This window comes from Kitasatospora atroaurantiaca (assembly GCF_007828955.1).
In the GTDB taxonomy this organism is placed as follows: domain Bacteria; phylum Actinomycetota; class Actinomycetes; order Streptomycetales; family Streptomycetaceae; genus Kitasatospora; species Kitasatospora atroaurantiaca.
The window spans coordinates 3,829,591-3,850,850 of sequence record NZ_VIVR01000001.1; the positions used below are offsets into that span (position 1 = coordinate 3,829,591).

Annotated in this window: 18 protein-coding genes and 2 tRNA genes; 9 read left to right on the plus strand and 11 right to left on the minus strand. The window is 72.9% G+C overall.

What is annotated here, in order from left to right:
* Positions 1–206: 206 nt before the first annotated feature.
* On the plus strand, positions 207–1,079 hold the full coding sequence (locus FB465_RS17640) for a DUF3152 domain-containing protein (protein WP_246192704.1): 873 nt from the start codon (positions 207–209) through the stop codon (positions 1,077–1,079).
* A 31-nt stretch (positions 1,080–1,110) separates the two neighbouring features.
* Here the strand turns inward: FB465_RS17640 and FB465_RS17645 are convergent, their stop codons facing one another.
* The 5 genes from FB465_RS17645 to purS all read right to left on the minus strand — a co-directional run bounded on the left by FB465_RS17645 (position 1,111) and on the right by purS (position 7,135).
* Entirely contained in the window at positions 1,111–2,922 is a 1,812-nt protein-coding gene (locus tag FB465_RS17645) for a WD40 repeat domain-containing protein (protein ID WP_145791831.1), read from the minus strand.
* A 109-nt stretch (positions 2,923–3,031) separates the two neighbouring features.
* Positions 3,032–3,859: a maleylpyruvate isomerase family mycothiol-dependent enzyme gene (locus FB465_RS17650; RefSeq protein WP_145791833.1), complete on the minus strand. Its 828-nt coding sequence runs from the start codon at positions 3,857–3,859 to the stop codon at positions 3,032–3,034.
* Positions 3,860–3,948: 89 nt separating this feature from the next.
* Positions 3,949–6,204: a phosphoribosylformylglycinamidine synthase subunit PurL gene (gene purL / locus FB465_RS17655; protein WP_145791835.1), complete on the minus strand. Its 2,256-nt coding sequence runs from the start codon at positions 6,202–6,204 to the stop codon at positions 3,949–3,951.
* Positions 6,204–6,881: a phosphoribosylformylglycinamidine synthase subunit PurQ gene (gene purQ, locus FB465_RS17660; protein WP_145791837.1), complete on the minus strand. Its 678-nt coding sequence runs from the start codon at positions 6,879–6,881 to the stop codon at positions 6,204–6,206. The genes purL and purQ overlap by 1 nt, the downstream gene beginning before the upstream one ends.
* Positions 6,878–7,135, minus strand: coding sequence for a phosphoribosylformylglycinamidine synthase subunit PurS (purS, locus tag FB465_RS17665; protein WP_083974979.1), 258 nt, complete (start codon positions 7,133–7,135; stop codon positions 6,878–6,880). The genes purQ and purS overlap by 4 nt, the downstream gene beginning before the upstream one ends.
* A gap of 451 nt (positions 7,136–7,586) precedes the next feature.
* On the opposite strand from purS, the gene FB465_RS17670 reads away from it, so the two are divergent.
* The 7 genes from FB465_RS17670 to FB465_RS17700 all read left to right on the plus strand — a co-directional run bounded on the left by FB465_RS17670 (position 7,587) and on the right by FB465_RS17700 (position 12,140).
* Complete coding sequence (locus tag FB465_RS17670; protein WP_145791838.1) at positions 7,587–7,904, plus strand: histone-like nucleoid-structuring protein Lsr2; 318 nt, start codon at positions 7,587–7,589, stop codon at positions 7,902–7,904.
* Between the two features lie 142 nt (positions 7,905–8,046).
* Positions 8,047–8,119, plus strand: a tRNA-Gly gene (locus FB465_RS17675).
* Between the two features lie 25 nt (positions 8,120–8,144).
* A tRNA-Gly gene (locus FB465_RS17680) sits at positions 8,145–8,220 on the plus strand.
* A 153-nt stretch (positions 8,221–8,373) separates the two neighbouring features.
* The gene (locus tag FB465_RS17685) at positions 8,374–9,366 is read left to right on the plus strand and encodes an ABC transporter ATP-binding protein (RefSeq protein ID WP_145791840.1); all 993 of its coding nucleotides are present in this window, start codon (positions 8,374–8,376) and stop codon (positions 9,364–9,366) included.
* Positions 9,363–10,193 carry an ABC transporter permease gene (locus tag FB465_RS17690; protein ID WP_145791842.1) on the plus strand — a complete coding sequence of 277 codons (831 nt, stop codon included), beginning with the start codon at positions 9,363–9,365 and terminating at the stop codon, positions 10,191–10,193. The genes FB465_RS17685 and FB465_RS17690 overlap by 4 nt, the downstream gene beginning before the upstream one ends.
* Positions 10,194–10,284: 91 nt before the next feature.
* Complete coding sequence (locus tag FB465_RS17695; protein WP_145791844.1) at positions 10,285–11,529, plus strand: sensor histidine kinase; 1,245 nt, start codon at positions 10,285–10,287, stop codon at positions 11,527–11,529.
* On the plus strand, positions 11,526–12,140 hold the full coding sequence (locus tag FB465_RS17700; RefSeq protein WP_145791846.1) for a response regulator transcription factor: 615 nt from the start codon (positions 11,526–11,528) through the stop codon (positions 12,138–12,140). The genes FB465_RS17695 and FB465_RS17700 overlap by 4 nt, the downstream gene beginning before the upstream one ends.
* A 115-nt stretch (positions 12,141–12,255) precedes the next feature.
* Here FB465_RS17700 and FB465_RS17705 read toward each other — a convergent pair whose 3' ends face one another.
* The 4 genes from FB465_RS17705 to purD all read right to left on the minus strand — a co-directional run bounded on the left by FB465_RS17705 (position 12,256) and on the right by purD (position 18,281).
* The gene (locus tag FB465_RS17705; RefSeq protein ID WP_145791848.1) at positions 12,256–13,155 is read right to left on the minus strand and encodes a phosphoribosylaminoimidazolesuccinocarboxamide synthase; all 900 of its coding nucleotides are present in this window, start codon (positions 13,153–13,155) and stop codon (positions 12,256–12,258) included.
* 110 nt (positions 13,156–13,265) lie between these two features.
* A complete protein-coding gene (locus tag FB465_RS17710; RefSeq protein ID WP_145791850.1) occupies positions 13,266–14,804 on the minus strand; it encodes a N,N-dimethylformamidase beta subunit family domain-containing protein in 1,539 nt (512 codons plus the stop codon).
* 185 nt (positions 14,805–14,989) lie between these two features.
* A complete protein-coding gene (locus FB465_RS17715; RefSeq protein ID WP_145791852.1) occupies positions 14,990–16,519 on the minus strand; it encodes a hypothetical protein in 1,530 nt (509 codons plus the stop codon).
* A 514-nt stretch (positions 16,520–17,033) separates the two neighbouring features.
* Positions 17,034–18,281: a phosphoribosylamine--glycine ligase gene (purD, locus tag FB465_RS17720; protein ID WP_145791854.1), complete on the minus strand. Its 1,248-nt coding sequence runs from the start codon at positions 18,279–18,281 to the stop codon at positions 17,034–17,036.
* A 383-nt stretch (positions 18,282–18,664) separates the two neighbouring features.
* On the opposite strand from purD, the gene FB465_RS17725 reads away from it, so the two are divergent.
* The gene (locus tag FB465_RS17725) at positions 18,665–19,450 is read left to right on the plus strand and encodes an SLATT domain-containing protein (RefSeq protein ID WP_425461184.1); all 786 of its coding nucleotides are present in this window, start codon (positions 18,665–18,667) and stop codon (positions 19,448–19,450) included.
* Positions 19,451–19,505: 55 nt separating this feature from the next.
* Here the strand turns inward: FB465_RS17725 and FB465_RS17730 are convergent, their stop codons facing one another.
* Positions 19,506–20,153 carry a hypothetical protein gene (locus FB465_RS17730; protein WP_145791856.1) on the minus strand — a complete coding sequence of 216 codons (648 nt, stop codon included), beginning with the start codon at positions 20,151–20,153 and terminating at the stop codon, positions 19,506–19,508.
* A 44-nt stretch (positions 20,154–20,197) separates the two neighbouring features.
* Positions 20,198–21,136, minus strand: a complete 939-nt coding sequence (locus FB465_RS17735; protein ID WP_342791813.1) for a GntR family transcriptional regulator — start codon at positions 21,134–21,136, stop codon at positions 20,198–20,200.
* Positions 21,137–21,260: the final 124 nt, after the last annotated feature.

Consider the following 21,260-nt stretch of genomic DNA (forward strand, 5'->3'; position numbering starts at 1 on the left):
GGTTGGCCACTCGCCTGCCTGACCATCACTCAGACACATATCCGGAAGGACGGTTGACCCAGAGTCAGCACCTGGGCCGCCTCATCGCACCATGCATACCGAGTATGTGGACACCCGGGGCACTTGCGTGCAAGGGTGAGTCGACGGAAGTCGAACACCTACCTGAGACACCGTCATGTCCTGTCGCCGACCAGAGAGCGTCCGCAGTGCGAGCAGCCCCCACGTCCAGGAACGCGCCCTCTCGGAGCCGTAGGCGCGCCCAGCAGCTGCGCCGGCGTCGGGCACGGCGGCGGCTCACCCTGGGGATCGCGCTGGTCGGGGCCCTGGCGGTGGTCGGCGGGGTGACGGTGAACCTGCTGGGGCAGGACGGCACGCCGGGCGGCAGCGGCCCGACCGCACAGGCCAGGGCGATCCCGCCCCTGGGCGAGACGCCCGCACCCGACGCGATCGAGCCGAGCGCCGCTCCACCGAGCACCCAGCCGGGCAGCACCCCGCCGTCGACACCTGCGCAGGCCAACGGCAGGGGCAAGGGCACCTTCACCACCGCTGCCGCCAACGGCGCCGCCGTCGGCCATGGCACCATCCGCCGCTACAAGGTGGAGGTGGAGGACGGTATCGGCATCGACCCGCAGGCCACCGCTGCCCAGATCCACAGCATCCTCTCCGACAAGCGCAGTTGGACCACCGACGGCCGGAACGGCTTCCAGCTGGTCTCGGACGGTACGTACGACTTCACGGTGAAGATCGCCTCGCCCGAGACCGTGGACAAGATCTGCGCCACCGCCGGTCTGAGCACCGGCGGTGAGGTGAACTGCGACGTCGGCCGCCAGGTGATGGTCAACATCAAGCGCTGGACCAGTGGTTCGCCGCAGTTCACCGGGTCCATCGACGACTACCGAGCCCTGATCGTCAACCACGAGGTCGGTCACCGCATCGGCCACGGGCACGAAGGCTGCCCCGGGAAGGGCAAGTTGGCGCCCGCGATGATGCAGCAGATCTACGGGCTGAACGGCTGCCTGCCCAACGCCTGGCCGTACACTGCCGACGGGACGTACATCAGCGGCCCGAGCGTGCCGTAGCCCCGGGCCGCTGCGTCTCGGAACCCCCGGCCTAGAAGTCCACGGCCGCGACACCCTCGGGCGTACCGGCGACCACCAGGCCCGCCGCCAGGCCGAGCGCCCAGATCTGCGAACCGAGCCGCAGGTCCAGCACCGGCTCGGGCCGGCCGCCGCGCCAGACCCGGACCAGCCCGTCCCCCCAGGCTGCGGCGACCGTGAGCCCGGCCGGGGACTCGGCCGCGGCGACGGCGGTGACGACGCCCGCGCGCCGGTCCAGCGGCTCGGGAACCGCCGAGCCGGGGCTCCAGAGCCGGACGGCCCCGTCGAAGCCGCCGCTGACCAGCACCGGAGCGCCGTCGGAGACCGCACCCGCCAGGGCGGTCACCGGGCCGTCGTGCAGGCGCTCACCGAGCACCGTGCCGTCCTGGTACCAGTGCACCGAGCCGGCCCCGTCCGCCACCGCGGGCGCCGCGGAGGGCAGTCCCGGCACGGCGGCGAGCACGCTCAACTCCGCCTCCGCAGCCACCCGCTGAGCCGACAGCGCGGCCTCCAGCGCGGCCGGGTCCAGACCCTCCTCGGGCTCGGCGGCCGGCACCACCTCCGGGCTGCCCCAGGAGTCCAGCAGCAGCAGGTGGCCGGCCGGCGTCACCGTCAGTCCGCGCAAGGGCTTGGGCCCCGAGGTCTCGACCCGGGCCAGCGGCGTACCAGTGACAGCGTCCACGGTACGGATCGTGCCGCTCAGGTCGGCGAGCAGCAGCTGCCCGGCGTACCGGCCCGCACCGACCGCCAGTCCGGCCACCGGACCGGGCCAGCCCAGCGAGGAGTTGGGCCAGAGCGCCCAGGCGCCGCGCCAGGGGCCGGGCACCGTGGCGAGCCTGGCGGCGGCCGCGTCCTCCAGGCCGATCAGCCGGGTCCGCAGCACGGCGGCGCGCACGCCCGGGTCGGTCTCCGCGATCAGCGCGGGGCCGCCGGCGTCCCAGCCCGCCGCGACGGGCCCCTCGATCCGCTCGGGGCCGTCCGAGGCCTCCCCGGGCACCACCGTCACGATGCTGTCCAGCGCGGCGGTCACCGCGACCGGCCCCGCGTACGTGAGCAGGGCCGCGTCCGACAGCAGCTGGTCGGTGCTGCCCTCCCGCACGGTGGCCGTCCAGAGCCCGGAGAGCAGCGCCTCCGCGGCGCCGGCCGGATCCGGCGCACCGTCAGGCGTACGCGGCACCCGTGCGGCCAGCTGGGCCACGCTCTCGGGGGCCGGCCGGCCGACGCGGCCGAGCGCCGCGCCCGGGCTCGGGTAGGCCGCGGCGTCCGCGCCCTCCTTGGCACACCAGGCCTCGAACTTCTCCTGGTCGGTCCACTGCGGCTGGTCGAGGTCCAGCACGGCGGGCGCCTCGACCGCGGTGAGGCCGAGCGCGGCCAGGCTGCCGGTCGGGGCCTCCACGATGAGCCGCACCCGCTCCAACTTCAGCAGCGGGTCGAGGAGTTCGGCGACCAGTTGGCCCGGATCGGCGGCGTCGCCGAGCTCGGGGACGCAGATCACCGTACGGCCGCCGCTGTCACCCAGCGCGGTCACCAGGTCCTCGGGGAGGCGGGCGTGGATGCCGAGCTGGTGCCCCAGCGACCACACCGCGGCCCGGACGTTCACACCGCCGGCGGGGAGCACGGCGTGCACCCGCTGCCGCTCCGGCGCCTGCTCGGTGGCGAAGCCCTGGGCCAGCCAGTCCAGCAGGTGGCTCTTGCCCGATCCCGCCGAGCCCGCGATCCGGCACAGGCGTGGCGAACGGTCGTCGTCCAGCCAGCCCAGCAGAGCGGCGCCCGCCGCCCTGCGCCCGGCCCGAAGCGGAAGTATCCGGTGGCCGTCCTCGCTCATACCAGTCCCCTCGTCCACGTACGGTCGTCGTGCGTCGCGGGCCGATGCCCCGCGCGCCCAACGTAGGAGCTTACTTACCCACCGTCAGATGATCACAAGAGCGCCGTGCTCATCCCATGACGGGGAGGTACTCGGCCAGGTCGCTGCGCTCACCGCTCGCCGCGACGGCTGCGGTCCCGACGGCCGACGCCCAGTCCGTCCGGCCGGTGGCGAGCCGGATCCAGGTGAGCGGGTCGGTCTCGACGACGTTCGGCGGAGTGCCCCGGGTGTGCTTCGGGCCCGGAACGGCCTGCACGACCGCGTACGGCGGGATCCGCAACTCGACCGATCCGCCGGGCACCTGGTCGGCGAAGGCGTCCGCCAGCAGCCGGGTGACGGCGGCCAGCGCCTGCCGGTCGTGCGGGAACGCGGGCAGCGCCAGCGCCTGGGCCAGGTCGTCCGCGTGCACCACGGTCTCGACCAGCCTGGTGACCAGCATGTCGGCGAGGAGCATCGAACCGAGCCTGATCTCGAACCGACGCGCCGGATCGGCGGCCTCGGAGCCCGCAAGCAGAGCGATCAGCTCGTCCGCCTCCCGGTCGAACTCCGCCGCCACCTCGGCCGGGCTGCCCTGGAAGGCCTTCGCCGCGTGATCGCGCGCGGCGGTGTCGAGCAGCGGCGCGACGGTGCCGACACCGGCCACCCACTGCAGAAGGCTCAACGGCGCCCGCCCCTCGAGCGGTTCACCGATGTACCGGGGCAGCCAGCCGATCTGCAGGGCAAGGTGCGCGACCAACTCCCGTACGGTCCACTCCCCCAGCCGGGTCGGGCGAGCCAGCAACTGCTCGGCGTCGGGGCTCGTGCACAGGCTGTGGACGGCGCTGCGCAGCGCCTCGGTCTGCGCGGCGAGCGCGGCCCGGACCTTGGCGGAGTCGTACGTACGGGACTTCGGAGGCATACCGGCAGGCTAGCGCGCGCGAGCGAGCCCCGGAGCACGCACGAGGGGCGGCCCGCGCTCGCCGCGCAGACCGCCCCTCGAAGACCGCGTCAGGCGAGCAGGGCCTCGATGACGCCCGTGTGGGCGTCCTTCAGCTCGGCCAGCGAGACGGTGAACTGGCCCTGGACGTCCAGGACATCGCCGTCCACCACGCCGATGCGGGTGGCCGGGAGGCCACGCGCGCCGCACATGTCGTTGAACCGGAGCTCCTCGCTGCGCGGGATCGCCACGATGGCGCGCCCGGCCGACTCGGAGAACAGGAACACGAACGGGTCCAGCTCGGCGGGCACGATCACCCGGGCACCGAGACCGCCCTTGAGGCAGCTCTCCACCAGGGCCTGGGCCAGGCCGCCGTCGGAGAGGTCGTGCGCCGCGTCGATCATGCCGTCGCGCGAGGCGGCGATCAGGATCTCGGCGAGCAGCCTCTCGCGCTCCAGGTCGACCTTGGGAGGCAGACCGCCGAGGTGGTCGTGGACCACCTGGGACCACGCCGAGCCGCCCAGCTCGTCGGCGGTGTCGCCGAGCAGGTAGAGCAGCTGGCCCTCCTCGGCGAAGCCGATCGGGGTACGGCGGGTGACGTCGTCGATCACGCCGAGCACCGCGACCACGGGGGTCGGGTGGATGGCGGTCTCGCCGGTCTGGTTGTAGAGCGAGACATTGCCGCCGGTGACCGGGGTGCCGAGCGCCAGGCAGGCGTCGGCCAGACCGCGGGTCGCCTCGGCGAACTGCCACATCACGTCCGGGTCCTCGGGGGAGCCGAAGTTGAGGCAGTCGGAGACGGCGAGCGGACGGGCACCACCGGCCGCGACGTTGCGGTACGCCTCGGCGAGGGCCAGCTGGGCCCCGGTGTACGGGTCCAGCTTGGTGTAGCGGCCGTTGCCGTCGGTGGCGACCGAGACGCCGAGGTTGGTCTCCTCGTCGATCCGGATCATGCCGGAGTCCTCGGGCACCGAGAGCACGGTGTTGCCGAGCACGTAGCGGTCGTACTGGTCGGTGATCCAGGACTTCGAGGCCTGGTTCGGCGAGCCCGCGACCTTGAGCAGGGCCTCCTTGAGGGCCTCCCCGGTCGCCGGGCGGAGCAGCCGCTCCGCCGTCGGGGCGTCGGCCTGCAGCGCGTCCTGCCAGCTCGGGCGGGCGTAGGGGCGCTGGTAGGTCGGGCCCTCGTGGGCGACGGTGCGCGGGGGCACGTCGACGACCTGCTCGCCGTGCCAGAAGATCTCCAGGCGCTCGCCCTCGGTCACCTCACCGATGACGGTGGCGATGACGTCCCACTTCTCGCAGATCTCCAGGAAGCGGTCGACCTTGCCGGGCTCCACGATCGCGCACATGCGCTCCTGCGACTCGCTCATGAGGATCTCCTCAGGAGAGAGCGTGTTGTCGCGCAGCGGCACGGTGTCGAGCTCGATCCGCATACCGCCGGAGCCGGCGCTCGCCAACTCCGAGGTGGCGCACGAGAGTCCGGCACCGCCGAGGTCCTGGATGCCCAGCACCAGCTTCTCGGCGAAGATCTCCAGGGTGCACTCGATGAGCAGCTTCTCCTGGAAGGGGTCACCGACCTGGACGGCGGGCCGCTTGGCCGGGCCGGTCGCGTCGAAGGTCTCCGAGGCCAGCACGGACACGCCGCCGATGCCGTCGCCGCCCGTGCGGGCGCCGTACAGGATGACCTTGTTGCCGGCGCCGCTGGCCTGCGCGAGGTGGATGTCCTCGTGCTTCATCACGCCCACGCAGAGCGCGTTGACCAGCGGGTTGCCCTGGTAGCAGGAGTCGAAGACGACCTCGCCGCCGATGTTCGGCAGGCCCAGGCAGTTGCCGTAGCCGCCGATGCCCGCGACGATCCCGGGCAGCACGCGCCGGGTGTCGGGGTGGTCGGCCGCGCCGAAGCGCAGCGGGTCCATCACGGCGACCGGGCGGGCGCCCATCGCCAGGATGTCGCGCACGATGCCGCCGATGCCGGTGGCCGCGCCCTGGTAGGGCTCGATGTACGACGGGTGGTTGTGCGACTCGACCTTGAAGGTCACCGCGTAGCCCTGGCCGACGTCGACCACACCGGCGTTCTCGCCGATGCCGACGAGCATCGCGTCCGAGGCCGGGGCCTTCTCGCCGAACTGCTTGAGGTGGACCTTGGAGCTCTTGTACGAGCAGTGCTCCGACCACATCACGGAGTACATCGCGAGCTCGGCGCCGGTGGGGCGGCGGCCGAGGATCTCGCGGATCCGGGTGTACTCGTCTTCCTTCAGGCCGAGTTCGGCCCAGGGCTGACTGGCGTCCGGGGTCTGCTCGGCGTTCTTGACGGTGTCGAGAGTCATCAGGCGTTCACCAGCTGCTTCAGTACGGAAGTGAAGAAGCCCAGGCCCTCGGTGGTCGGACCGGTGAGCGGCTCCACGGCGTGCTCCGGGTGCGGCATCAGGCCGACGACATTGCCGGCGGCGTTGGTGATACCGGCGATGTCGCGGTACGAACCGTTGGGGTTCAGGTCCAAGTACCGGGCCACGACCCGGCCTTCGGCCTCGAGTTCGTCCAGGACGTGCTCGTCTGCGACGAAGCGGCCCTCGCCGTTCTTCAGCGGTACGACGATTTCCTGGCCGGCCGAGTAATCCCGGGTCCAGGCGGTCCCGGCGTTCTCGATGCGCAGCTTCTGGTCGCGGCAGATGAAGTGCAGCGAGTCGTTGCGGGTGAGCGCGCCGGGCAGCAGGTGCGATTCGCAGAGCACCTGGAAGCCGTTGCAGATACCGAGGACCGGCATTCCGAGCTTGGCCTGCTCGATGATGGTGTCCATCACCGGCGAGAAGCGCGAGATGGCACCGCAGCGCAGATAGTCACCGTAGGAGAATCCGCCCGGCAGGACGACCGCGTCGACCTGGTGGAGATCCTTGTCACGGTGCCAGAGGGCGACCGGCTCGGCGCCGGCCAGGCGGACCGCGCGCTGGGCGTCACGGTCGTCGAGCGAACCCGGAAATGTGACGACGCCTACGCGGGTGGTCACTGGGACTCCTCCACCCGCACGGTGAAGTCCTCGATCACGGTGTTGGCGAGGAAGGTCTCGGCGGCTTCGCGGATACGGGCGAGGGCGGCGTCGTCCACCGGCCCCTCCAGCTCCAGTTCGAAACGCTTGCCCTGGCGGACGTCGGCGATCCCGTCGAATCCGAGACGGGGCAGTGCACGCTGCACCGCCTGTCCCTGGGGGTCGAGGATCTCCGGCTTGAGCATGACGTCGACTACGACGCGTGCCACTGGCACTCCCGGTGTGTGGTGCGTGAAGGCGGGGGGACCTTCAGAGTACCGGGGCTTTCGGCCGAGTTTGCGAGCCGGGCGAAGCGACGCGCGTAGACCTTTGCCCCTTACGCACCAAGGGTTCCACAGCCCTCAGGACTTCCGACAGCGCCCCTTTTCGACGGATTTCACAGCCCGCTCGAGAACGTCTTAATACCGGCACTCCGGACAGATCGGCCATCGGCGTCGACGAGTATCCCAGCACCGGCGAACCATCGTGAATATCCGGAAAAGAAAGCAGGACTCTTCGATTTCCACCCTCTTTGGGTGCAGAATAGGGCCACCGGTGACGGCGAGTGCTGCGTATCCAACCGCGGCATCCTGCCTGCCCGTATGCGCTCGCGTGACTGGTGCACATCGGGCCGCACGAGTGCATCCCCGCACCCGGCGGCCGAATTGCCCGAGAGGATTGACACCCATGGCTCAGCGTGTAGTTGTCACGCTCTCCGACGACCTGGACGGCGGCGCAGCCGCGGAAACCGTCCACTTCGGCGTCGACGGGAAGTCGTACGAGATCGACCTGTCCCTGGACAACGCGGAAAAGCTGCGGGAGGCCCTCGCTCCGTTCGTCGCGGCCGGGCGCCGCCAGAGCCGTGCCGGAAAGTCCTTCCGCCGCACCGCTCTCACCCCTGACCCTGCGGCCGTCCGCGCCTGGGCGCAGTCCCGCGGCATGGAGCTGCCGGCCCGCGGCCGGATCCCCAAGCACGTCTACGAGGCCTTCGCCGAGGCCAACTGACCTGGTCGGACGGCTCGTCGCCCCGCCCACGCCATGCCGGTGGAAAGGGTGGGGCGACCACTCCGATCGATGAGGTAGAGTATTTCTCGTCGCCGCAACCGGGGGAACCCGAGCGGGGCGGCCGGTGCCCTCGAAGCACCGTGCGGACGTGGCTCAGTTGGTAGAGCATCACCTTGCCAAGGTGAGGGTCGCGAGTTCGAATCTCGTCGTCCGCTCGCAGTACTCATAACAGAAGATCATGCGGACGTGGCTCAGTTGGTAGAGCATCACCTTGCCAAGGTGAGGGTCGCGAGTTCGAATCTCGTCGTCCGCTCCACAGTCGAAGGGCTCCCTCACCAAGAGGGGGCCCTTCGTCGTTTCCACGTCACGTCGCCGATGACATTTGTCACCGCCGACCCGTGGATCCGCACCGGCCGTCGATGACCCCGCGCACTGCCCGAGCCGTCCGCCCGGCGGAACGCTTGTGCCTATGGACACCAGCTATCCCGAGCCACCCGCCGTCGAGGTGGCCGGCCTGCACCGCCGCTACGGGCCGGCCGGCGCCGCCGGCTTCGACGCCGTCCGCGGCCTCGACCTCACCGTCCGCCGCGGCGAGCTCTTCGCGCTGCTCGGCACCAACGGAGCCGGCAAGACCTCCGCCATGGAGCTGATCGAGGGCCTGACCGCCCCGACAGCGGGCCTCGTCCGGGTGCTCGGCCTCGACCCCTACCGAGAGCGGGCCGCCGTACGGCCCCGGATCGGGATCATGCTCCAGGAGGGCGGCTTCCCCGCCGAGCTCACCGTCGCCGAGACCGGCCGCACCTGGGCCGGGCTGACCAGCGGGGTGCGGCGGGCCGACGGCACCCGGGCGGTGGACGAGGCGCTGGAGCTGGTCGGCCTGCTCGACCGGCGCAGCGTCCGGATCAAGCAGCTCTCCGGCGGCGAGCGCCGACGGCTCGACCTCGCCATGGCCCTGCTCGGCCGCCCCGAGGTGCTCTTCCTCGACGAGCCGAGCACCGGCCTCGACCCCGAGGCCCGCGCCGCCACCTGGCGGCTGGTCCGCGAACTGCGCGCCCAGGGCACCACCGTGCTGCTGACCACCCACTACCTGGAGGAGGCCGAGGCGCTGGCCGACCGCCTGGCGATCATGCACCGGGGCCGGGTGGTCACCACCGGGACCGTCTCCGAGGTGATCGCCGGACGGCCCGCCCGGATCTCCTTCGAACTGCCCGAGCGCTGCGGACCGTACGAGAGCCTGGGTCTGCCGCCGCTGGAGGCGGCCCACGTCACCGCCGACGGCCGCCGGATCACCGTGCAGACGCCCCGGCTGCAGGCCACCCTGACCGAACTGCTCGGCTGGGCCGCCCGGCACGGGATCGCCCTCGCCGGACTGGACGCCCGAAGCGCCTCCCTCGAAGAGGCCTTCCTCGCCATCGTCGCCGAGGCCGACACCACCCCTGCCCTGATCGGAGCCGGCCGATGAACGCCGCCACCGCAGACGTGCCCAATCGCCCGCTCACCCGCATGCTCACCCGCGTGCTCGCCCTCGGACGGGCCGAGGCCATCCTGCTGCTGCGCAACCGCACCGCGCTCTTCACCGCCCTGGCCGTGCCGCTGCTGATGGTCGGCGGGCTGCGCTCGATCCTCGAGCAGCAGGCCGAGCAGACGCCCGGACTCGATCTGGACGCCGCCCTGGTCAACGGCGTGCTCGGGATCGTCCTGCTGTTCGTCGTCTACTACAACCTCACCGCCGCGTACGTCGCCCGGCGCGGCGAGCTGGTGCTCAAGCGGCTGCGCACGGGAGAGGCCGGCGATCTGGAGATCCTGGCCGGTACGGCGGTGCCGTCGGTGGCGCTGGCCCTGCTGCAGTTCGTCGTCCTGGGCGTGGCGGGAGCCGTCCTGCTGGACCTGCCCGTCCCGGTGAACCCGCTGCTGATGGTGGCCGGACTCGCCCTGATCATCACCCTGCTGATCGCGCTGGCCGCCCTGTCCAGCGCCTTCACCAGGACCGTCGAGAGCGCCGGGATCACCACCCTGCCGGTGCTGCTGATCAGTCAGTTCGGCTCCGGCCTGCTGTTCCCGCTGACGGTGATGCCGGATCAACTCGCCACGGTCTGCCGGGCGCTGCCTGCCACCCCGGCCCTCCAGCTGCTGCAGCTCGGCTGGTTCGGCACCAACGGCTCGGGCCCCGCGACCGATTTCGCGGGCTCCTGGGCCGAAGCCGCGCCGCACCTGGCGCTCGCCATCCTCTGGACGGCTGCCTCCGGGTGGGCCGCCCGCCGCTGGTTCTGCTGGGAGCCCCGCCGCTGACGGCACCGCAGATGCCCCTGCCGATGGCACGGAAACGACCCGCACCTGATAGGAAGACGGCACGATGAGGCGGGAACGGGGAGGGGCCGACATGGGGGTGCCGAGGCCGATACGCGGCTGGCGGAGCTACGGGAAGCCCAAGCGCACCGAGATCTACCTCCGCTGGTCGCTCTACCTGGCCGCGATGCTCCAACCGCTGCTGGTGCTGAACCTGCTCGCCGACCCCGGTGCCCGGGACCTCTCCCCCGCGCTGCGATGGGGCACAGCGGTCTCCGCCGGACTCGGCGTGGTGCTGGGCATCTGGTGCTTCCGCGCCGCGATCGCGCACTACCTTGGCCGCCGCGGCCTCCCCGTCGGCCGGCTGGCCGCCAGTACCGGCCTGGCTCTGGCGTCCGGCTGGTCGCTGCTGCTGCTCGGGCCGCACGCGGGCCCGGACTCCCTGCCGTTCAGCGGCGCGATGGCGCCCGCGCTGCTCACCTTCTGGTCCGGACCGGTGGCGGTCGCCCTCCCGGTCCGCCGGGCGGCTCTCGCCGGCGTCGCGATGCTGGCACTGACCGCCCCGGCCGCCATGATCGCCGGGGTCGACGCCGCCACCACCTCCGGGCTGCTCACCGGGGTCGCCGTCGACATGACGCTGTTCGGGGCAACCTGCCGCTGTACGGCATGGCTGACCGGGGTGGTCTGGGAGCTGGACTCGGCCCGCGAGACACAGTCCCGGCTGGCTGTGGCCGAGGAGCGGCTGCGGTTCTCCCGCGACCTGCACGACGTGTTGGGCCGCAACCTCACCACCATCGCGCTCAAGAGCGAACTCGCCGTCCAGCTCGCCCGCCGCGGCCGCCCCGAGGCCGCCGACCAGATGACCGAGGTGCAGCGGATCGCCCAGGAGTCCCACCGCGAGGTCCGCGAGGTGGTCCGCGGCTACCGCACCGCCGATCTGCAGGCCGAGGTGAACGGTGCCCGGGCGGTGCTGCGGGCCGCCGACGTCGAGTGCGAGATCGACCTCGGCCCGGAGGACGTCACGCTGCCGCCGGCGACCCAGTCCGTGCTCGGCTGGGTGGTCCGCGAGGCCACCACCAACGTGCTCCGGCACAGCGAGGCCGGGCGCTGCTCGGTACGGCTGCGGCTCACGGCCGACCGGGCGGTGCTGGAGGTCGAGAACGACGGCGTCCCCGACGCCCCCGAGCCCCCCAGGAGCGGCGGCACCGGCCTGGCCGGGCTCCGGGAGCGACTCGCCGCCCACGGCGGTGAACTGACACTCCCCCAGGCCGCCCCGGGCAGCTTCCGGCTCACCGCGGCGATGCCACTGGCCCCCGCTCCGGAGGTTCCCGTCCGATGACCGAGCCCGTACGCATCCTGCTCGCCGACGACGAGCACCTGATCCGCGGCGCGCTCGCCGCACTGCTGGCGCTGGAGGACGACCTCACGGTGGTCGCGCAGGCGGCCTCGGGCCCCGAGGCGCTGGCGATGGCCAAGGCGCACCGGCCGGACATCGCGGTGCTGGACCTGCAGATGCCCGGGCTGGACGGCATCGAGGTGGCCGCCCAGCTGCGGCGCGTCCTTCCGGAGTGCCGCACGATGATCGTCACCGGCCACGGGCGCCCGGGGTACCTCAAGCGGGCGCTGGAGGTCGGGGTCCGGGGCTTCCTGCCGAAGACCGTCTCGGCGGCGGACCTGGCCGGAATCATCCGCACCGTCCGGGGCGGCGGCCGTTACGTCGACCCCGAGCTCGCGGCCGACGCGATCAGCGCCGGGGACAGCCCGCTGACGCCCCGCGAGACGGACGTCCTCGAGCTGGCCGCCCACGGCACCTCGATCGCCGAGATCGCCGACCGCGCGGCCCTCTCCCCCGGCACCGTCCGCAACTACCTGTCCTCGGCGGCCACCAAACTCGGCGCGGAGAACCGCCACGCAGCGGTCCGCATCGCCCGCGACCACGGCTGGATCTGAGAGCAGCCCCAACCCCACAAGGAGCGCGGGGAACTGCGCGAAACCGGAAGGCGACAACGTGTGCCCTCCCGCCCCGCACAGTTCCCCGCGACCCTGGAGTACCCCGACGTTTGCGTCAGACCCAGTCGGTGCCGGTCAGGCGCTCGTAGGCCTCGACGTACTTGGCCCGGGTGTGCTCGATGATCTCGGCGGGCAGGGCCGGCGGCGGGAGCTCGCTCTTGCGGTCCCAGCCGGAGGCCGGGGAGGCGAGCCAGTTGCGGATGATCTGCTTGTCGAAGGAGGGCTGGGCGTGGCCCGGCTCCCACCGGTCGGCGGGCCAGAAGCGCGAGGAGTCCGGCGTGAGCACCTCGTCGCCGATCACCAGCTCGCCGTCCAGCAGACCGAACTCGAACTTGGTGTCGGCCAGGATGATGCCGCGCTCCCGCGCGATGTCCCGCGCCCGCGAGTAGACCGCGAGCGTGGTCTGCCGCAGCGTCGCCGCCAGCTCGGCGCCGATCCGCCGCGCGGTCTCCTCGTACGAGACGTTCTCGTCGTGCTCGCCGACCTCGGCCTTGAGCGCGGGCGTGTAGATCGGGGCGGGCAGCTCGGAGCCGTCCTCCAGGCCCTCGGGGAGGGCGATGCCGCAGACCGTGCGGTCGTTGCGGTACTCCTCCAGGCCGGAGCCGGCCAGGTAGCCGCGGGCCACGCACTCGACCGGGACCATCTCCAGGCTGCGGCAGACCAGCGTGCGGCCCTTCCAGTCACCGGGGGCGCCGGCCGGGACCTCGGTGGAGATCACGTGGTTGGGGACGATGTCGGCGATCCGCTCGAACCACCACAGCGAGAGCTGGGTGAGGATGCGGCCCTTGTCCGGGATCTCGTTGGGCAGCACCCAGTCGAAGGCGGAGGTCCGGTCGCTGGCCACCATCACCAGCTCTCCGGACTCGGTCCGGTACAGGTCGCGCACCTTGCCGGTGTGCAGGTGGACCAGGCCGGGTACCTGGACCGGCTCGGGCTTGGTGACAAATCCGCTCAAGGTCGTCTCAGTCCTCAGGGTGGTTCGCGTTGCGTGGGGCGCGAAGGGGGAGGTCACTGCCCCCGAGTCTTTCATGCGGCGTGCTCTGGCATGCAGCGCGCCCGGGCAGGTCAGCCGTCCTTGCAGAGGTGGTCGAGCAGGTTGGCGGTGGCGCGCTGGACGCGCTCGTCGGTGTGGCCCGGCCGGTCCAGGGCGGGTGACCAGGCGAAGGTCCCGGAGGCGAAGACGTACGCGCCGCTCGGCGCCCGGTAGAGCGAGGTCTCCTGGTACCTGCCCCGCCCGGCCGAATCGCGGTACGGCGAGTGCGCGAGCAGGATCCGCTCGCTGTGCTCGGGCAGCGCCACCTTGGGGAAGTAACGGTCCGCCTCGCCGGCGACCAGGCCCGGCAGCTGGTCGCCGTCCCGCAGGCCGGTGCCCGCCCAGAGCCAGTGCGCGGTGTTCCGGGCCACCAGGGGGACGGGCGTGGGCACGCTCCCGGCGTACTGGACGCCCAGCAGGTGCTGCTCGGGCTCGCCGGCGTCCCGCCACAGCGCGCTCTGGCTGCCGGGCACGCCCGCGGCCGGATGCCCGGCCGGGACGCGCTGGCGCTTGCGGCAGTTGAGCAGCCGGTTGGGCTCGCCCGAGGGCCCGGGCGAGAGCTCGACCCGCCAGTACATGGTGTTGGCAGAGAGGAAGATCAGCGAGGTGCCGCCGTCCCTGGCCCGCTCCGCAGCCCGCCGCATCTGGTCGGACCAGTACTCGTCGTGCCCCGGGAAGATCAGCGCCCGGTGCCGCGCCGGATCGACCAGACCGGCGTGCAGGTCGGTGGCCGTGGCGTACGCCAGGTCGTAGCCGTAGCGCTCGGCCCAGCGGATGAAGTCGTACGCGTGGCCCACGTGCAGCGGCAGCCCGGCGCCCGCGTGCGGCCGGTCGAAGGACACCGTGACGGCGGCCTCCTGCTCGCGGAGCAGCCGGCCCTCGCCGTCCCAGGCGTGGTAGAGGCTGGCGCCGTTCCGGCCGTCCTCGGGAAACAGGTTGTACGCCTGCCAGGTGACGTCGGGGACCACCAGCAGCAGCTCGGCCGCGTGCGTCTGGTCCTCGAAGTCCCTGACCGTGAAGGGGATGTGACTGCGGTGCAGGCTGTCGGCCGTGGTCAGCACCGCGACGTAGGCGCCGGGCCGCCAGTGCAGCGGGATGTGCAGCCGCCAGGACTGCCACCAGTGATGGCAGGAGACGGTGCGCCCGACCACCAGCGGCGCCGCCTGGGCGAGACCGGCGATCAGTGGACTGGACGTCATGTGGTGGGCGCCGTCGCCCCCGTAGTGGCCGATCCGGTAGACGTCCACGGTGAACTCGCGCGGCGGGTTCACCGTCACCCTGAAGTCCACCGAGCCGCCCGGGCGGATCACCCCGGCGGAGGCGAAACCTTTGATCTGCTGGTCGACGTCGTCCGCGTTGCCGGGGGTGCCGACCGCCGCGGTCGGGCGGGGGGCGGTCAGCGGCTGCTGGCCCGGCGCGTCCAGGCTGACGTACCAGGGCACCGCGCCCCCGGTGCCGGCCACGTAGTGGTCGGGGCTGCGCAGCCAGGGCAGCGGGCCCTGGCCGAAGGGGTCGGACACGCCGTGCGCCAGCGTGCCGGACTCCCAGCGGCGGTTGAGTTCCGTCCCCACGCGCCCCTCCCCACGGTTGCACAGGCTCGGCACGGCTCGCCTCCGAGGGCGGCTCGCTCGCTCCGCCGGATGGCATGTGCCATACGGATGTGCGTGCGGTCCAGCACACCACAGAGTGCTGGCTCTGCGTCACCCAACCGTAGCAACAAGTACTCCCGACGCCCGATTCGACCTGATTCGACCGCTCAGAGCCGCACCGGCCGCTCCAGCCGGATGCCCGCCGCCTCCAGCCAGACCCGCAGCGGGGCGTCCTTGCCCTGCTCGACCGCCTGGGCCACCAGGGTGGCCAGCTCGGCCCGCCGTACGCCGTCGATGAGCAGCACCGGGCCGTCCAGCCAGTCCAGACCGGGCGCCCCGACGGCGGTGTCGACGGCTGCGCAGCACACCATCGCGGTGACGTGGTCGACCAGCAGGTCGCGCCCGCTGCGCTCCGGCTGCAGAGGGGGCGCGACCCGGCCGGTACGCGCCAGGTGGGTGGTGAGCGCGGCGGCCAGCGGCTCGCCGTCGCCGTCCGCGAGGCGGGCCAGCAGTCGGGTGAGCGTCGGCCCGGCCTGCCGGCCGCCGGGGCCCGTCATCGCGCCGTCCAGCGCGGCCTGCAGGGCGGCGGCCTGGACCCGCCAGCCGCGGTCCACCACCTGCGCCGGGTAGTCGGCCCAGTCGAGCTCCTGCCAGCCCTTGGCCGGGGTGCCGAAGCTGTGCTCGCCTCCGAGCAGCTCGGCGGCCAGCAGGGACACCGCGGCGTCGATCTCGCCGGGCTCCTCCAGCAGGTCGCAGGCGGGCCGGTCGCCGAGGCGGGTCTCGTACCCGTCGGCGAGCCGGTCCCGGCGGGAGAGCTCGGTGAGGGCGGCGACCACGCCCGCGTTGAGGTGGGCGGGGTGGCGGCCGAGCCGCCAGGCCGGCAGGGCGACCCTGGTCAGCAGCCTGTCCCACCCCGCGTAGGCGAGGCCGACCTGCTCCTGGGCGGCGATCCGCAGGCCGTAGTCGACGGCCTTGGCCTGGTCGGAGGCCCAGGCCGCGACCGAGCGCTCCAGCTCGGCCGAGTGCTCGCGGCAGGCGCCGAGGAGAGTGCGGGTGATCCGGTCGATCAGCGCGGCCGGGCCCCGGCGGGGCTCGCCGAGCGCGGCGTCCAGACTGCGGACGAAGCGGCGGGCGGCTGCGATCTCCGGGTCGGCCGCGGCGGCCGTGCCCGCCACCACCGGAGCGAGCAGGGCTCTCAGCTCGCCGGCCCGCATCCACCACAGGAAGGGCGAACCGATCACCAGCACGGGAGCCGGCAGGTCGGCCGGACGGCGGGCCAGGACGCGCAGGCGCGGGTGCGCGTCCTCCAGCCAGCTGTCGCAGTCGGGGGTGAGCGCGATGGCGGACGGGGCGGGCACCTCGAGGCGCTCCGCCAGCTCGTTGATCAGCCGGTAGAGCTCCGGGGCGGCCGCCGCGTCCAGCGGCACGGCCGGGGTGACGGGCGGCACGGCCCGTGCGTGGGCCCGCGCCGCCAGATAGGCGAGCGTGAGCGTCACGACGGCGACCGCGCAGACCACCCAGCGGGCGGCGTCCCAACCCGCCGCGTCGGCGGAACCGGGCGCGCCGAGCCTGCCGGTGAACCGCCCGGCGAGCAGCACCACCGCGAGGGCGGCGGGCAGCGCGGCGACGGCCAGGGCCAGCCCGCGGATCCGCAGCACGGCCTGGGCACGTGCGCGGGCTGCGTCGACAGCGGCCATACGGCGCGGCACCCCCTTCGGGGCTCGGAGCCGGCGATCGTCGGCGGCCCTCAACGAGGAGGTCTGCCAACGATCCCGGACGCCCGAGCCGACTCGAAATGATCAGTATCCGACCGGGAAACGGCGGTGGCCGACCCCGGCTGTGCATCCTGCACGGCACTTCTGACAGTTTTGACGCCCGCATGCGGGTGGGTGTTCCGGATCGGCACTCTTTCCACCCGTCCTGGTGACGCCGGAGCCGGTGCACAGGGAGCGGCCCCCGCTGCACCGCTGCCTTCAGCATCCCCCCGACCAGGCCCGATCACCCGGCGGCGATCACCGTGGCAAGGTCCACGCCGCAGCGATCCAGCGCACCATAAGGCCGATGGCCGGTCCGCGTCAGCCGGATGGTGAGTCAGTCACCCGAAGGGCTGGAATCCTGCCGCCGACCGGTGTGGCGGCCCGTTCCGGAACACGACGGAGGGCGCTGCGTCCGGTGGGATGACCGGTCGCAGCGCCCTCCGGACGCCTGGCGCTACTGCGCCGCCTTCAGCGCGATGTCGGTGCGGTGCTGGGAGCCCTTGAGGCCGATCCGCTCCACGCCCCGGTACGCGCGGATCCGGGCCTCGGCGAGGTCGGTACCCGTCGCGGTCACCGAGAGCACCCGGCCACCGGCGCTGAGCACCTCGCCGTCCTCGCCCGCCCGGGTGCCCGCGTGCAGCACGTACACCGTGCCGTCGGCGGCCTCCGCCTCCGCCAGGCCCTCGATCACGTCACCGCTGCGCGGCGCGGCCGGGTAACCCTCGGCGGCGATCACCACGGTGACGGCGGCGCCCTCGTGCCAGCGCAGCGGCTCCAGCTGGTCCAGCGTGCCGTTGGCGGCGGCCAGCAGGACGCCCGCCAGCGGGGTCTGCAGCCGGGCCAGCACGACCTGGGTCTCCGGGTCGCCGAAGCGCGCGTTGAACTCGATCACCCGGGTGCCGCGCGAGGTCAGCGCCAGCCCCGCGTAGAGCAGGCCGGAGAACGGGGTGCCGCGGCGGCGCAGCTCGTCCACGGTGGGCTGCAGGACGGTCCGGAGCACCTCGTCGACCAGGCCCTCGGGGGCCCAGGGCAGCGGGGAGTACGCGCCCATGCCGCCGGTGTTCGGGCCCTCGTCGCCGTCCAGCGCGCGCTTGAAGTCCTGCGCGGGCTGGAGCGGGAGGACGGTGGTGCCGTCGGTGATCGCGAAGAGCGAGACCTCGGGGCCGTCCAGGTACTCCTCGATGACCACGCGCTCGCAGGACGCGGCGTGGGCCAGCGCCTCCTCGCGGTCCGAGGTGACCACCACGCCCTTGCCGGCGGCGAGGCCGTCGTCCTTGACCACGTACGGAGCGCCGAAGGCGTCCAGCGCCTCGGCCGCCTCCGCCGGGGTGGTGCAGACGTAGGAACGGGCGGTCGGCACGCCGGCGCCGGCCATCACGTCCTTGGCGAAGGCCTTGGAGCCCTCCAGCTGGGCAGCCTCGGAGGACGGGCCGAAGACGGGGATGCCGGCCGCGCGCAGCGGATCGGCGACGCCCGCGACCAGCGGGGCCTCCGGGCCGACCACGACCAGGTCGGCGGCCAGCAGCCGGGCGAGCGCGGTGACCGCGGCCCCGTCCAGCTGGTCGACCGGGTGGACCGTCGCCACCTGCGCGATCCCGGCGTTACCCGGGGCGCAGTGCAGCTCGGTGACGGCGGGATCTTGGGACAGAGAGCGGCACAGGGCGTGTTCGCGGGCGCCGCCGCCGATGACGAGGACCTTCACGGTTGGCAAGGGTAGTCGGTGGCGGATTCCGGCCGCTCTTCGGTCCCGTCGGAAGCTCCAATGGGCAGTGTTTTCTTCAGCTCCGCATTGGATGAATCTCCAGCTTCAGCGAAGAAACCGCGGCCCGGGCGGGCCCGGGTCAGAGCGGCGGGGCCCCGACGACTCGCTCGGAAGGGTGAAATCTCGCCGACCCCCGAAACCCTCTCACCTCGGCTTCCGGAGGTGAATTCCGGTAACGATCACAGGAGAAGCGCCCCCACGGTCAGCCATTTGGCGGTAAGAAGTGCTGTTGGACAAGGAACGACAGTGTCAGCTCAACGTGCCGTCAGGCCCGGTACCCAGCCAGGGCCGCGGCAGTCAGCCCGCCACAGGGAGCCCCACAGGTGAGCCAGCCGGAAATGCAGCCCGAGGAGAGCCCCTGGGGCAAGGAAGTGGGCGAGGAGGACCAGCCCGTCGTCGCCTCCCCCGGACGTGCCCCCACCCGTCGCCGTACCGACCTGAGCGCCCGCCAGTTCCCCCTCGGGGACTGGGGAGAGCCGGCCGAGCGCCTGGAGGAGCTCTACCGCTGGTCCGAGGAGCGGGCGGTCGAGGCGATCGACTGGTACCGCCGTGACCGCATCTGGAAGCGCCGCTGGGCGCGGCTGCTGCGCTTCGGCTCGGCGACCTTCGCCGTGGCCGGGGTGACGGCGCCGCTGGTCGCCCTCGCCGGTGTCGCCGAGCAGGCCGCCAACTGGGGCTACGTCGGTCTGGTGCTCTCGGCAGCCGCCCTGGGCGCGGACCGGGCCTTCGGTCTGACCTCCGGCTGGATGCGGGACGTGAGCACCGCTCAGGCGCTGCAGCGACGACTGGAGGCCTTCCAGTTCGACTGGGCCTCGGAGTGCGTGCGCGAGGTGCTCGGCCCGACCGAGGGCACCGCGGGCGAGGCCGCCGAGCGCTGCCTCGGCGTGCTGCGGCGCTTCTGTGAGGACGTCTCGGACATGGTCCGCAGCGAGACCTCGGAGTGGATGCTGGAGTTCCGGGCGACCATGACCCAGCTGCCCACCCAGTCACCGGGCGCGTGGGGCGGGCGCAGCGAGGGCGGCGCGGGAGCACTGGTGCGCGTTCTGCCGCCGCCGGGCACCCGGCCCACCATGCCCCGCCAGCGGCCGCCGGAGGGCCCGCTGCGCTGAGCCGCGGGTGGGGGTGGCCGACGCCCCCACCCGGGCGCTCGCGCAGCGGTACCGCTCAGGCGAAGACGATCATCGAGCCCTGGGTGACACTGCGGGTCGCCGCCGCGTACAGGCCGGCCCAGGCGTGCCGCTCGCGCGCATAGGGGTGGAGGTCGTCCAGCGGCGGGCCGAAGGGCTGCTCGAGGCCGGTGGGGCCGAGCGGCCGGGTCGGCGCCGGCGGGTTGATCGGGTCGATCCCCAACACCGGTGCCACCGCGTGGAGTTCCCGCAGCAGGCCGTGCGATGAGCCGAGCGGTCCGCCGGACTCCAGCAGGCTGTCCACCACCAGCGGGAGCTGGAAGTCGATCGGCACGTACGCGCCCGCGTGGTCGAAGTGCCAGACCAGGTGCGACTGTTCGGCCGTACTCTCGAACATCTCCAGCAGCTGCTCGTAGTCCCCGCCGAGCGCGTCCACCGGGGTGATCTCGAAGCCCGTCACACCCAACAGGTAGGCGCGGCGCAGGAAGTGCAGCGAGTCGTAGTCGAACGCGGCTATCGGTTCGACCGCGCCGCTTATCCCCGGTACGTACTCGTAGACCGGCACCTCCGGTAGGCCGTGCGAGGCGAGCGCGGCGTTGTAACGCAGGAGGTCGTCCCGGAACGGGTTCTCGGGGCTGTGGGTCAGCACGTCCACGAGGGGGACGAGCCAGAGGTCGCAGGCCATGGGCCGGCTCATCCTCTCCGGTGGGCGGGCAACGACGGCCCACCCTACCGGCCCGGCGCCGGCTCCCCGTTCCCCGGCAGCAGCGGCCGCCCGAAGCGGCCGGGCGGGACGAAGCGCGGCAGCGGCACCAGGCCGAGGCCGACCTCCTTCACCTCCCGTACCTCCCGCACGGAGGACGCCGACGGCACCTGCTGTCCGGGCGGCAGCAAGGCCTCGGACGGCGCCGAGGCGGCCGGACCGGCCGCCTGCACGGGCGCGCGCAGCAGCGGGAGCACCGAGACCGAGTCCAGCGGCTGCCCGCTGAGCCGGGCCAGCAGCTCGACCGTGAAGAGGTTGTACTCGTTGACCATCCGGTGCGCGCCCGCCAGGTCACGCGCCTCGATCCGGTCGACCAGCTCGGTGTGCCGGTCCCAGCAGACGCCTCTGAGGTCGTCGGCCTCGCGCAGGTAGGGCGCCGCGAACATCCAGGACTGCACGCGCAGCCAGTCCAGGTAGCCGCTGATCCGGCGGTTGTCGAGCAGGGCGGCGGCCTCCTGCCAGAACCGGAGGTCGCAGCCGACCAGGACGTCCAGCTGTCCGGCCCGGGAGGCGCGGGCGGCGGCCTCGGCCCGGCGGCGCAGCGAGGGCAGCCGACCCCAGTCGTAGCCGTTGGCCCTGGTGCCGAGCTGGCGGAAGGCGCTGTCCGTGAGCAGGGTGCGGGCCTCGAAGATCTCCAGGAAGTCGTCCCAGGTGTACTCGGGCACCGTGAAGCCCCGGTGGTGCTCGGCCCGGAGCAGCCCCTGCGCCGCCAGGTCGACCAGGGCCTCCCTGGCCGGGGTCGCCGAGACCCCGTACAGCTCGGCGATCTCCTTGACCGTGAAGTTCCGGCCGGCCGCCAGGCGCCCGGCCATCATCTCCTCGCGCAGCGCCCCCGCGATCTGCTCACGGAGGCTGTTGCGCTGGATCGTGGGGCGGCTGTCGCCGGTGCTGGGAGTCCCGGACACGGCGATGACGACCCCCTCTCCTGGCGCAGCGCGGTGCTGCTCTGAGCACGACGCTGAATACGACGGCGGCTCATCTTCTCAAAAATGCCCACCAGGTGCGCAAGAGCCCTAACAGCGGCCATAT